Raw genomic sequence first — 12,733 nt, 5'->3', positions numbered from 1 at the left:
CCAGCTTGTATTGTTGTCTGTCTGCTGCTTGTTTCCCTACTAGCAGCGCCGCCAAGCTTATTGGCCCAGCAAGCTGAACCCCGGGTGAGCGACCTGGTGTTGATCGTGCCGTTTGAGAATACTTCCAGCGCCGCGGGCAGCGAGTGGATCAGTGAAGCTTTTCCTGAAGTCCTGGGCGCCCGGCTTGACTTGGGTCCGCTGTTTGTCTTCAGCCGCGATGACCGCCTCAGCGCCTTCGACCATCTGGGCCTTCCCGCCAGCGCCAAGCCGTCGCGGGCCACCGTTCTCCAGGTAGCGCAAGCCTTAGACGCCGACTTCGTGATCGTCGGCAGCTATCGCGTGGCGGGAACCACGCTCACCGCGCGCGCCCAGGTCATGGACGTCAACAATCTGCGCCTGAGTCCGGAGCTGTCCGAGTCCGGGCCGCTTGAAGATCTCGTCGCTTTGGAAACCGCGCTGGCCTGGGACGTGCTCGACCATCTCAAGCGGACGCGCAACGTTTCCAAAGCGCAGTTTGCCGCCCAGTTTCCGCCGATCCGCAAGGACGCCTTGGAAAGTTACGTTCGCGGCATCGTAGCCGGCAACCAGCAGGAAAAAATCGCAAGGCTGAAAGAGGCCGTTCGTCTCGATCCTGGTTACGCCCTCGCGCTTCTGCAGCTGGGCAAGACCTATTACAACGCCCGCGACTACGCGTCAGCCTCAACCTGGCTGGCCAAGATACCCGTCGCCCAGGCGCACGGCAATGAAGCCCAGTTCTATCTTGGCCTCGCGTCTTTTTACGCCGGCCAAATGGACGCCGCCCAAGCCGCGTTCAGTTCGCTGGCCTCCCGTTTGCCGCTCACGGAGGTCACCAACAACCTGGGCGTGGTGGCTGCCCGCCGTGGCGACCGCCGCGCGCGCGGTCATTTTGAAAAAGCCGTCCAGACCGATCCTAACGACCCCGACTATCACTTCAACCTGGCGGTGGAACTCTATCGCGAAGGCAACACCCAGGAATCTGCACGCGAGCTTCGCCAGGTATTGGCCGCTCAACCGGACCCTGAAGCCAACAGTTTTCTTGACGCCATCAACGCCGGCACGGCGCCGTCGCGGCTTCCTCTGGAACGCATCAAACGCAACTATGACGAATCCGGCTTTCGCCAACTCGCCCTGGAGATTGACAACGCCAATGAAGCCCGCCTGGAAAAAGCTGACGCCGTCACCCACGCCGCTTTTCATGTGCAGCGCGGCGCGGAACTGCTGGAACAGGGATTTTTAGGCGAAGCGGAAAAGCAGTTTCGCGAAGCCGTGATGCTGGATTCTTCCAACGCCGGGGCCCACGCCGGGCTGGCCCGCGTTCTGGAAAGTTTCCAGAATCCTTCCGCCGCCCGCAGTGAAGCGCTCATGTCGCTCAAGCTGAAGCCTTCGGCGGACGCTTATTTGCTGCTGGCGCGGCTGGATTTGGCGGAAAATGATCCAGCCGCCGCTGAACAGAATGTAAACCACGCTCTGCAACTCGAACCCGGGAGCGCCGCAGCCGCCGCGCTCAAGCGCGACATTGCCTCGGCACTGTCGAAATCGCCATCCCGGTAGCTGTGAGGTAACCACCATGCGCGTCCGTCTAACGTTGAAACTCGCTGCTCTTCTGGCCTTTAGTCTTGTCTCCCGCGCCGGCTTGGCCGACGTGCTGAAGATTGTGGTGGATGACACCATCCATCCCATCATGGCGGAGCACGTCGAACGCGCGGTGCAACAGGCGGTAAGCATCCACGCTGACGCGCTGCTGATTGAGATCAACACTCCCGGCGGCCTGATGAGTTCTATGGAAGCCATCGTGCACGCCATCCTCGATTCGCCCGTGCCGGTGATCATTTATGTAACGCCTTCCGGCGGCGGCGCCGCATCTGCCGGGTTCTTCATCCTGGAATCATCGGACGTTGCCGCCATGGCGCCCGGCACCAACACCGGAGCGGCCCATCCCGTTCGCGGTGACGGCCAGGCCATGGACCCGGTCATGAAGGAAAAGATTGAGAACTACGCAGCATCGCTCATGCGTTCCTATGTCACCAAGCGCGGACGCAACGTGGAAGTGGCGGAAAGCGCGGTGCGCCAGTCAAAGTCCTTCACTGCGGAAGAGGCGCTGAAAGATCATGTGATTGATTACATCGCCAAGAACCAGGCTGATCTGTTCCAGCAGATTGACGGCAAGACTATCACTCGCTTTGACGGAACCAAGGTGGTCTTGCACGTTGCCGGCAAACCGGTTCGCCTCTTCGAAATGACCGTGCGGCAGGAGATCCTGACCTTCCTGATGGACCCGAGCATTTCCTTCTTGCTGTTCGCCATAGGCGCCCTGTGCATCTACTTCGAATTCAACCACCCCGGCGCCGTCATCCCCGGAGTAGTGGGCTTCATTGCCATTCTGCTGGCGGTGTATGCGCTGAATATGCTGCCGTTCCGCTCCATCGCACTCGTGCTCATTCTGTCCGCCTTTGTGCTCTTCGCCCTGGAAGCCAAGTTTCATACTCATGGCGCGCTTACTACGGGCGGCATTGTAGTGATGGTGCTGGGCGCTCTGCTTCTGGTCGATGGCCCCATTCCCCAGATGCGCGTCAGCTGGTGGGCCGCGCTTTCTGTCAGCGTCCCGCTGGGATTCATCACCGCGTTCCTGATGACCATCGCCATCCGCGCCCGGCGCAACAAGTCCATCATGGGCGAGCGCGCGTTGATCGGAGAATTGGCCGTCGTCCGCTCTCCGCTCACGCCCTCCGGCAAAGTCTATCTGCACGGCGAACTCTGGGACGCCGTGGCCCCCACCAACGTTCATACGGGAGGCCATGTGGTTGTGCGCGACGTACACAATCTTGTTCTACAAGTAGAGGAAGAGCCGCCGCCCAGGTCGCGCGCGTGATATCGTTTTTCTTTACTTTTTTTCAAGTGGCTGCCCGGTGCCATTAGAATCCGGTGCGCAGGTTAACCTGATCGTGCGGAGGTCTCCGTGCCCTGGTATTTCATCGCGATTCCCATCGCTATTGTTCTATTGTACGTCCTCAACTGCATCAAGATCATGCGCGAATACGAACGCGCCGTGATCTTCCGCTTCGGGCACTTGCAACAGGAAGCCAAAGGCCCGGGCATCATCGTGGTGTTTGCGCCGGTAGACAAGATGGTCCGCGTGGACCTGCGCCAGCAGGCCCTGGAAGTTCCCCCGCAAGACATCATCACCCGCGACAACGTCACGCTGAAAGTAAACGCCGTCATCTACTGGCGCGTGCTGAACGCTCCTCAGGCCGTGGTCCAAGTACAGAATTACTACTGGCAGACCCAGCAGTTCGCGCAGACCACCCTGCGTTCCGTGCTGGGCGAAGTGGAGCTCGATGAACTTCTGGCCCATCGCGACAAGCTCAACGCCCGCATCCAGAGCATCCTTGACGGGCACACCGCGCCCTACGGCGTAAAGGTCTCCAACGTGGAAGTCAAGCAGGTTGATCTGCCGGAGTCCATGCTGCGCGCCATGGCCAAGCAGGCGGAAGCCGAGCGCGAAAAACGCGCCAAGATCATTCACGCCGAAGGCGAATTTGCCGCCTCCCAGCGCCTCATGGAAGCCGCCCACATCCTTTCCGGCGAGCCCATTGCCATTCAGCTCCGCTACCTGCAGACGCTCACCGAAATCGGCGTGGAGAAAAACACCACCATCGTATTCCCCCTGCCGGTGGATATTCTTACCGCCATTACCAAGGCCCTGGAGAGCGTCGCGAAAAAATAATTACCAGGCAAAATCGGATACACTGGGACAAATCTCTCTGGAGTGAAAATGGGCGATCAGGAAACCGATCAGGCGCAGGACACTGAAATCACATTGAGCACCGGAAAATTGCTGGGAATCTTCTTCGGCTTGGCGATAGTCTGCGGGCTGTTCTTTACTCTGGGATACATGCTGGGACACGCCAGCGCCGCCGGCGGCAAGACGGAAATCGTAGGCAGCGTCCCCACCGGTGGTAGTTCCGCGGGCAAACCCTCCGCCACCAATAAAGGCGACTCCAGCCAAAACCCGGCAGCATCAACCAGCACTCCGGCGCCCGCGCAGACTCCTCGCCCCGGCGCTTCCCCGTCGCCCAGCCCGGCCCAGGACGCGTCCAGCACAACCAGCGGGAGCTTTATGGTCCAGGTGGCGGCGGTTTCCAAACAAGAGGACGCGGAAATCCTGGTCAACGCGCTACGCAAGAAGCAATATCCGGTTTTCATCGCCAACGTGCCCGGCGACGCGCTCTTCCACGTCCAGGTCGGTCCCTTCAGTGACCAACGAGAAGCGGAAGCCATGCGCAGCCGTCTGGCTGGCGACGGATATAACCCGATCTTGAAGAAATAGCAGTCAGCAATTGGCAATCAGCGAGCGGAAAACTTTTGGACTAGGCTTTTTCTGAAACCCCGAGCGAAGCGAGGGGGCCCTATCACTACGACGCGCTCTCGGTAACCCATTCACAGGCGGCAAAAAGCTTGAAGTTGTTGGAGGCTATTCCGGCAATAGGGATCCCCCGCTTCGCTCGGGATTGCAGAAGACGCTCTGCAGTAGATCTTTGTGCTAATTGCCAATTGCTAGCTGCTAGTTGCTCAATCCGTATCAAACCTTTGTTCTTTGAACGGATCGCCATACATGTGATAGCCGTTCTGTTCCCAAAAGCCCGGAGCGTCGTGCTCCAGGAACTCAAACCCGCGCACCCACTTCACTGACTTCCACGCGTACAAGTGCGGGACAATCAGGCGCAGGGGATAACCATGATCGGCGGAGAGCGCTTCGCCATCGTGATGCGTCGCCAGGAGCACGCCGTCGCGGTCCAGGTCCGCCAGCGGGACGTTCGCCGTGAACCCCTGCTCGGCGTGGACCAGAACATACTTGGCTTCGGACTTGACTTGCGCCAGCTTCAGAACGTCTTTGAACGCCACTCCGTCCCACTCGTTGTCAAAACGGCTCCAGCGGGTGACACAATGAAAATCACTGCGGCTGTGATATCGCGGCAGCGTGTTGAAGTCATTCCAGGACAGTTTCACTGGGTTCGCCACCAGGCCCCACATGCGGAAGTCCCATCGCGCCGGATCAAAGCGCGGCACCGAGCCATAGTGCAGCACCGGCCACTTCAGCGTGAGCGACTGCCCCGCAGGCAGGCGGCCCGAATCCCGCATTTCCTGCTCTTTCTGCTTGCGTTCATTGCCGGAAAATATGCCCAGGTCGTCCATATCGTGTGCTCGATTGTATGGGATGCGGCGGACGAGGGAAAGATTCAGCCAGGGCAAGCCGCGTCTTTTTGCTGGCGATCAAAGACAAAGGACACCAAGCTCCACGAAGCTGATACTTTGCCTTCGTGTTCCTTCGTGTCCTTTGTGGTTAAGTTCCTGAAGCTCTAGTGCGTGACCGCCACAAACATCGGCGAATCCAGCAGCGCCTGGAAGCTCTTGTCATTGGCCTTGAAATGCACCACCAGCCTGCCGCCGTCGGAATCCACGGTGGTTCCGTCAATCGCTGACTGCTCTGTAGGGTTTGCGCCGGACTTCTTGAACATCAATCCTGCCTTCATGACCGACGAAAGCGAAGCCGCGGTGATATTGTCTGACGTGACTATGTTCAAGTTGAAGTCAATGCCGTGGTCAAAATCCACCGTGTAGCGTGAACCCACCAGGTGCTTCTTCAGCGTGTCATACTCCGCCAGGTCAGCGGCGGGGCCCAGGGCGTTTTTCAGCATGGTCTGCGTGCCTTCACGGTCCAGCACGCTCCACACCGTTCCCTGCTCCACGGAAGCGATCATGTCCGTGATGTCGGGGTTGGCGTTGAGGCTCATGCTGCTGTTGTCGCGTGCGTCCAGCGCGGCCTTGACCGCTGAACTCTCGCCGAACAACATGGTCCAGTCATCCAGAAAAACCATCTGCATGCCGCCGGGCATGGGATAGACAAACGATCCGTTCACTTTGTTGCTCTTGATCTTCTGTTTCACCAGGCGCAGGACAATCTTCTTGCGCGGGAACTGTCCCTGGGCAATGCCCACGATCTGGATGCCATGGTCCTTAAGGCGGAAGGACGCCAGGGTGATCTGTTCCATGTCGCGGTCCGGCACCACGCCAATGTCCTTCAGCGCGTCCTCAAACTGCTTCATGTTGGCCGGGATGAGTTTGGTCTTCATCTCCATGGCCGTGTCTGAATTCTTCATCCGCCGGTAGTCCACGTTGATGATCTGCTGCACTTCCACCGGGATGACCGACCGTGCGGCCGTGGCCAGCGAAGCGGCGCCCGCGGGCAAGCCGCTCAATACAAGAGCAAAAATAAGAACACACAAGCCTAAACGTTTCATAGTCCTTCTATTCTAATCCGTTTTACTCTGAATTCAGATGCTTCCTTAGGCCCACCAGGATGCAATCTTCGTTACTTTAAGGTATTCACCTCTGGATCTGGCCTACTTTAGAACGCATCTCCTTCACAAATGTTGCGTCTTTTAGCGTGGCCAGGTTGATTTCCACGTTGGAAACCGCCCCTTCGATCGCTGCCCTGGCCAGGGCCAGCGCCACCGTCAGGTCAGACGCCATGTTGGGACTGGTGATGGGCCGCAGTTTCTCCGCGATGTCCGCCACCTCGCGCACCTTTTGCGCCGTTTCAAAAGGGACTGTAGTTGCTCCCTTCATCGCCGATTCGATCATCAGGTCGCCGTCGGTTGCCGTCTTGGCGGCTTTGTAGGCAGCCATCACCTGGTTGTAGCTTTCCGCGTCGGCATCAATCGCGGCTTTCAACTCTTCGCGCAGTTGCGCCAGCCGTGCCAGCGCCTGGCTCAATTCGGCTTCATATTGAAGATAAGCTTTCTTGCCGCGTGACATCCCGGCGACCATGCTGGCCAGCGCCGCGGCCATGGCTCCCGCGGCTGCCGACGCGCTTCCTCCACCCGGTGTTGCTGTGGGCGCTGCCAACTGTTCGATGAACGGTTCAACTCCTGCGCGCAGTCCGCCGGCTGCGACCGTTCCGCTCATCACGCCGGCCAGCCGGTTTTCCAATATCAGCGACGAATCAAAGTTCTCCACCTGCAGAAACCACTCTGCAGCTTGCTCCAGCGCTTTTTTAGGAATCAGCCCGACAATCTCGCTGCTCAGCGGCGTCACGCCATAACGCGCCGCTTCCCGCTTCACGAACTCGAAGGCGCGGGCCACCGGTGTCTGCTCAAAATCGGTCAGGTTCATGGACACCTGGGCCAGCCCGCGGACCTCAAATCCCGCGGCTTTCACATAACGCAGCCCTCCGGAGGAAAACCGTATCGCCTTGGCAATCTTCTTGGCGATATCAACATTCGTCGTGTTGAGAAACACGTTGTACGCGATGAGCGCCTTGCGCGCACCCACCACCGTCGCGCCCGCCGTGGGATGCAGTTTGGCTTCGCCGAAGTCCGGATTGCGCGCCGGATTGACCTGTATATCGTCCCGCAGGCCTTCAAATTGGCCCCGACGAATGTTCTCCAGGTTCTGCCGCTCCGGGCTCGTCGCCGCCGCTTCGTAGAGATAGACAGGAATCTTGAAGCGCTTCCAGATTTCCTCTCCCACCTTGCGCGCGATGGCCGCGCAGTCTTCAATCGTCACGCCCTCAATGGGAATGAACGGAATCACGTCCGCCGCGCCGATGCGCGGATGCGCGCCCTGATGCTTGGTCAGGTCAATCAGCTCCGCCGCTTTGCCCACGCCGCGAATGGCCGCTTCGGCAATCGCCTCGCGATCGCCCACCAGCGTGATCACGCAGCGGTTGTGGTCGGAATCCATTTCGCGGTCGAGCAGATAGACGCCCGGCACTTTCATGGCGTCCACAATGGCGTCAACCACCGCTTTGTCGCGGCCTTCAGAGAAATTCGGAACACATTGAACCAGAGAAGACATAACTGGAGAGGATAGCAGAATTGCCAAAAGCGCCGGGATTGCCAAGATTGACAAATGCTGAGACAAGTATCGGCGTTCACGCACAGGCCCGTGTCACGACAGGCAAGTTCAGGTCTAGTTTCTGACCCATATCAATTGTCAATTTTGGCAATCTTGGCAATTCTGGCAATGGCTTCACTTAAACCAATTCATCCCCACCATAAACTGCACCGTGTTCACCCCCGGGTTAGGCACCGAGAGTCCGGCATTCGAAATGTGTTCATAGCGGACGCTTGCTGTAAAAGCCCGTTTCTGGCTGTTGAAGAAATGCACGCCCAGCGCTGCGTGCGTCAGAAAATTCACGTGCGAAGTGTTGAGCGGCACGTCATGACGGCTGAAAAGCACTCCTCCGCCCAGCTCCAGGTACGGGACCGTGCGTTCCCCACGGGTAAAGTTCCACTTGAGGTTTAGCGGGTTAAATGCTGCCCCATAAGCATCTTTAGCCGGATTTGGCTGCAGTACGTAATAGACCGGCATCAGGTCCGCCGACCACTCAAACTTCCCGCGCACGAACCCGGCAAGGTGATCGTCCGTCAGCACTTTGCCCAGGCGAACGCCGGCATCAAACACCTGCGTGTCTTTCGTCCCGCCGGGGACGCTGAATCCTCCGCTGGCCCACACGCCAATGTCCCAGGGCTGGCCGTCCAGCGGCCTGGAAGATTGCGCGCCAGCGATGCCTGCAGCCACCAACAGGAAGACAACCGCAGCAATTCCACCACGGAGACACGGAGACACGGAGAAAAATGATGACAATGGCCGCTTCAAGAACAAGGGACTCACCTCACAGAACTCAGACGGAAAAGACTACCAGCTTGTGCGTCAAAACCAAAAGGCGGCCCGCAGGCCGCCTCTGGCGAAAGCGTCTTGTCCTACCCCGCAACTTCTTCCAGCTGTTTCTGGTCCACGTCAAAATTGGAATACACGTTCTGTACGTCGTCGTGGTCTTCAATGGTCTCCAGCAGACGGATCATCTGGTTGGCGGCTGCGCCTTCCAGTTTCACGTACGTCTTCGGAATCATTCCCACTTGAGAATGCAGAACTTCAGCGCCTGACTTCTTCACCGCTTCCAGCACGGTCTCAAAAGCGCTGGGCGGAGTGATAATCTCCCAACTGTCGCCATCGTCGTTAAGGTCGTCCCCGCCCTGCTCCAGGACAATGTTCATCAAGTCGTCTTCTTTAGATTTGGCCTTGGAGACGATGATGGAGCCCTTCTTGTGGAACATCCAGGCCACGGAGCCGGATTCACCCAGGTTCCCGCCGCCCTTGGTAAACATGTGACGGATGTCGCTCACCGTGCGGTTGCGGTTGTCCGTGGTCACTTCCACCAGCAGTGCGACGCCGCCAGGGCCGTAGCCTTCGAACAGAATTTCTTCGTAGTTCACGCCTTCCAGCTCGCCGGTGCCGCGCTGGATGGCGCGTTTGATGTTGTCCGCCGGCATGTTCTCCGCCTTGGCCGCGGCCACCGCCCCACGCAGACGCGGGTTGCCTTCCACGTCACCGCCTCCGCTCTTGGCGGCCATGGTGATTTCCTTGATCAGACGGGTGAAAATCTTGCCGCGCTTGGCGTCCAGCGCGCCCTTTTTGTGCTTGATTGTGGCCCATTTTGAATGGCCAGACATGTGGATAACCTCAAAGAATCAAAGATTTATGCGGCCGACCAGGGGAGCGGCAGACGCTAACAAGCGCATGAAAACAAAGTAGATTATAGCATGGAGTCCGGCTATGATTCCGCCATGAAGTTGCAGGAATGGGAACGCGACATTATCAACCGGCAACGCAACATCGTGTTTCCTGATACCGTGCTGAATGATGCCCGCTTCTATCGGCACATTATCCGCTTCAAAATGAGCCTGAACCCGGTCCAGCGGTTGGGCGTGCTAGCGCTAAGCGTCTCGGCAATCATGGCGGGATGGTTCCTTCTTGTCAACGCCATCATCGCCTTTCGCGACTACAGAGAGTGGCTAGCCGGGTTCATGACGGGCGGCGTTTCGCTAGGGACCTTGATCCTTGGCTTTCTTCTTGCCTATCGCGGCCTCACCGCCGCTTCGGCTCCACGACCTCCTCGGTGGTGGCTCAAACAGCAATCAAGACGGCCCTGAATGCGCGCCGGTGGAATTGCTTTCTCCTGTCACCACAGTGTGTTTAAATAAAATTATGAAATTCGGCGTCATCATCTTCCCCGGCTCCAACTGCGACCAGGACAGCTACCACGCAGCCATCACTGCCACCGGACAGCAAGCAGCGTTCCTGTGGCACGAATCGCACAACCTGGAAAACTGTGACGCCATCATTGTCCCCGGCGGCTTCGCCTACGGCGACTACCTGCGCACCGGCGCCATCGCCAAATTCGCGCCCATCATGGACGAAGTCCAGAAATTCGCCGCCTCCGGCGGGCTGGTCATCGGCATCTGCAACGGCTTCCAGATCCTATGTGAAGCCGGACTGCTGCCCGGCGCGCTCATGCGCAACGCCGGGCTCAAATACATCTGCAAGTTCGTTGACCTCCGCGTGGAAAACGCTGAAACGCCGTTCACCAACGCCTGCAAACAAGGCGACGTCCTGCGTATCCCTATCGGCCACATGGAAGGCAACTACTATTGCGACGCGGCGACTCTGGACGCGCTCAAGCGCCAGAACCGCATCGTCTTCCGCTACGCCACTCCCGACGGCCGCATCACGGCGGAAGCCAATCCCAACGGGTCCTTAGATAATATTGCGGGCATCTGCAATGAAGGCCGCAACGTCCTGGGCATGATGCCCCATCCTGACCGTTGCAGCGAAGCGTTGCTCGGCTCCGACGACGGCGCCAAGATCTTTAAGTCGATGGCCAACGCGCTAGTGACAGCGCGCTAACGCAGCTCAGACCCTTAGCGATCCACGGAAGCCCCGGGCGGCATAGTAAGATTCCGCACCGTTGTGATACACGAAAACAGTGTTGTAGCGGCGATCACAAAAGATGGCGCCACCGAGTTTTCTGATATCAGAAGGCGTTTTCACCCAGCTCGACGTCTTCGTATCGAAATTTCCAAGCTTCTGCAACTCTCGATATTGTTCTTCCGTGAGGAGTTCAATGCCCATGGCCGTTGCCATATCAGTAGCGCTATCTTTTGGTTTATGTTCTTTCCTTGACGCCAGCGCTTCACGGTCGTAACAAACGCTTCTGCGATCTTTAGGACTTTCCGCTGAACAATCATAAAAAATGTATTCGCCCGTCTTTTTATCATGACCAACAACGTCCGGTTCACCGCCAGTTCTTTCCATTTCATGGAGCGACCACAGCTTTTCGGCGTTCGGCTCCAGCCTTGCCTGCACTTGAGCCCATGCAAGCCCTTTGTGGCGGTTCATGTTCTTCTCAAAACGGGCTTGCAATGTTCTGAGCAGTTCTTCACGTTGTTTTGGTGACAAGTCCTTTTTAGTGCTGTTACTGTTTCGCGCTCTTGTTGCTCTCATAGTTGTCGCTTCCCGCGTTTCTCATTTGTTCTTCCGCCGCGCCCAGCCACAGGGGATTCTTTCGCTTGTCTTTGCGCTTCGATCAATTCGCAGTTTCCAATAGGGTTCCGATCACCAGATCACGCGATCACCCGATCTCCTCAAATCCCTTCCCCATCGGCGCCCGATCCCGTCCACGCCTCTTTGTTCACAACGTACGGCATTCGCGTTCTGTCACCGCCGTAATTCCCTTCCAGGACATCCAGCAAGCCCTGGACGCACCGTCCCGCCATCCCTTTTTTCGGATCAACGGACAAGCGCGTAATCCTTCCCGCGCTAGCAAAGTGCGGATATAAGCGGCAGCGGTCTTCGATCTCCGGGTCTAGCAACGGCGATTCAGAAGACAGTGGCTCGTGTTCAAACACGTCCAGCGCCGCTCCGGCGATCCATCGCTCTTTTAGAGCTTTCGCCAGCGCAGCTTCATCAATCACCGGACCGCGCGCGGCATTGATCAAGTATGCGTCTTTGCGCATGAGCTTCAGCGTACGTTCGTTGATCAGGTGGTAGGTGGGCATTTTGCCTTCGCGAACCAACGGAACATGCAAGCTCACGTAGTCCGCTTCGCCCAGCGCCTCATCCAGGCTCACGTATTTGATCCAGTTCTTTTCCTTCACCATCCCAAGCTTGTGGCGCAGGTCCATCAATTCCTGCATATCCGCCGCAAACCGGTGGTTTTGGTATACCGGATCGTAGCAGAGGACGTTCATGTCAAAGCCGGTACACTTTTTGATCAGCGCCAGCCCGATTCTTCCAGTGCCAATGATGGCGATGGTCTTCCCCGTGATCTCATCGCCCAGGAATGGAAGAAACGGGTGCCACGCGCCCCATTTCCCTTCGCGCACCATCTTCTCGCTGTCCCACAAGCGGCGGGAGAGCGCTCCCATCATGAAGAAAGCAAATTCCGCGGTGGTGTCGTTTAGGACTTCCGGCGTGTTGGTAAAGGGAACGCGGTATCGATTGGCGTCCGCGCGGTTGATATTGTCGAACCCCACGGCTATCTGCGAGACCACTTTCAGCGTTCCTTCGCCGGCCTCAAAAACCTCGGCATCAATGGGATCGCGCAGCGTGGTGATCAGTCCGTCCACACCGCTGCGTACTTTCTCCACGATCACGCTCTTATGCGGCGCTTCCGGACCGGGATAGATTTCCAAGTCGCACCCTTTTTCGCGCAGAAGATTTTCGGCGGCATCGCCGATGTGGCAGGTGGCAAAGATTCTGAATGAATTTGACATGAAAGTTCTTCGCCGCTGATTTTCGCAGATGAACGCTGATTGAAGCAAAGCTTGGCCGCGAATGACGCGAAATCAAGCAGGCGGCGGAATTGCAC

Annotated in this window: 13 protein-coding genes; 6 read left to right on the top strand and 7 right to left on the bottom strand. The window is 57.9% G+C overall.

Going from position 1 to position 12,733, the window contains the following annotated elements; translation table 11 throughout:
• Positions 1-60 precede the first annotated feature (60 nt).
• The 4 genes from LAO20_06200 (at position 61) to LAO20_06185 (ending at position 4,348) form a co-directional block, all read left to right on the top strand.
• The gene (locus LAO20_06200) at positions 61-1,572 is read left to right on the top strand and encodes a tetratricopeptide repeat protein (protein ID MBZ5531004.1); all 1,512 of its coding nucleotides are present in this window, start codon (positions 61-63) and stop codon (positions 1,570-1,572) included.
• 16 nt (positions 1,573-1,588) lie between these two features.
• Entirely contained in the window at positions 1,589-2,890 is a 1,302-nt protein-coding gene (locus LAO20_06195) for a nodulation protein NfeD (GenBank protein ID MBZ5531003.1), read from the top strand.
• Positions 2,891-3,046: 156 nt separating this feature from the next.
• Complete coding sequence (locus tag LAO20_06190) at positions 3,047-3,745, top strand: slipin family protein (GenBank protein ID MBZ5531002.1); 699 nt, start codon at positions 3,047-3,049, stop codon at positions 3,743-3,745.
• A gap of 48 nt (positions 3,746-3,793) precedes the next feature.
• Positions 3,794-4,348, top strand: coding sequence for an SPOR domain-containing protein (locus tag LAO20_06185; protein MBZ5531001.1), 555 nt, complete (start codon positions 3,794-3,796; stop codon positions 4,346-4,348).
• A 242-nt stretch (positions 4,349-4,590) separates the two neighbouring features.
• Here the strand turns inward: LAO20_06185 and LAO20_06180 are convergent, their stop codons facing one another.
• From LAO20_06180 to LAO20_06160, 5 genes are all read right to left on the bottom strand, one after another.
• Positions 4,591-5,214, bottom strand: a complete 624-nt coding sequence (locus LAO20_06180; protein ID MBZ5531000.1) for a sulfite oxidase-like oxidoreductase — start codon at positions 5,212-5,214, stop codon at positions 4,591-4,593.
• A gap of 164 nt (positions 5,215-5,378) precedes the next feature.
• Positions 5,379-6,320, bottom strand: coding sequence for a hypothetical protein (locus tag LAO20_06175; GenBank protein MBZ5530999.1), 942 nt, complete (start codon positions 6,318-6,320; stop codon positions 5,379-5,381).
• A gap of 85 nt (positions 6,321-6,405) precedes the next feature.
• Positions 6,406-7,878: a glutamate formimidoyltransferase gene (gene ftcD / locus LAO20_06170; protein MBZ5530998.1), complete on the bottom strand. Its 1,473-nt coding sequence runs from the start codon at positions 7,876-7,878 to the stop codon at positions 6,406-6,408.
• Between the two features lie 174 nt (positions 7,879-8,052).
• A complete protein-coding gene (locus LAO20_06165) occupies positions 8,053-8,670 on the bottom strand; it encodes an acyloxyacyl hydrolase (GenBank protein ID MBZ5530997.1) in 618 nt (205 codons plus the stop codon).
• A 116-nt stretch (positions 8,671-8,786) separates the two neighbouring features.
• A complete protein-coding gene (locus LAO20_06160; GenBank protein ID MBZ5530996.1) occupies positions 8,787-9,536 on the bottom strand; it encodes a YebC/PmpR family DNA-binding transcriptional regulator in 750 nt (249 codons plus the stop codon).
• 90 nt (positions 9,537-9,626) lie between these two features.
• Here LAO20_06160 and LAO20_06155 point away from each other — a divergent pair, with 90 nt between their 5' ends.
• Positions 9,627-10,016: a hypothetical protein gene (locus tag LAO20_06155; GenBank protein ID MBZ5530995.1), complete on the top strand. Its 390-nt coding sequence runs from the start codon at positions 9,627-9,629 to the stop codon at positions 10,014-10,016.
• Between the two features lie 55 nt (positions 10,017-10,071).
• The gene (gene purQ, locus LAO20_06150; GenBank protein ID MBZ5530994.1) at positions 10,072-10,770 is read left to right on the top strand and encodes a phosphoribosylformylglycinamidine synthase subunit PurQ; all 699 of its coding nucleotides are present in this window, start codon (positions 10,072-10,074) and stop codon (positions 10,768-10,770) included.
• A gap of 6 nt (positions 10,771-10,776) precedes the next feature.
• Here the strand turns inward: purQ and LAO20_06145 are convergent, their stop codons facing one another.
• Entirely contained in the window at positions 10,777-11,367 is a 591-nt protein-coding gene (locus LAO20_06145) for a DUF4256 domain-containing protein (protein ID MBZ5530993.1), read from the bottom strand.
• A 140-nt stretch (positions 11,368-11,507) separates the two neighbouring features.
• On the bottom strand, positions 11,508-12,638 hold the full coding sequence (locus LAO20_06140) for a D-glycerate dehydrogenase (protein MBZ5530992.1): 1,131 nt from the start codon (positions 12,636-12,638) through the stop codon (positions 11,508-11,510).
• Positions 12,639-12,733 lie beyond the last annotated feature (95 nt).

The sequence above is a fragment of the Terriglobia bacterium genome, from assembly GCA_020072815.1.
In the GTDB taxonomy this organism is placed as follows: Bacteria; Acidobacteriota; Terriglobia; order Terriglobales; family Acidobacteriaceae; genus Angelobacter.
Note: the sequence above shows the minus strand (reverse complement) of the source record. Positions and strands in the feature narration are given on the sequence as shown.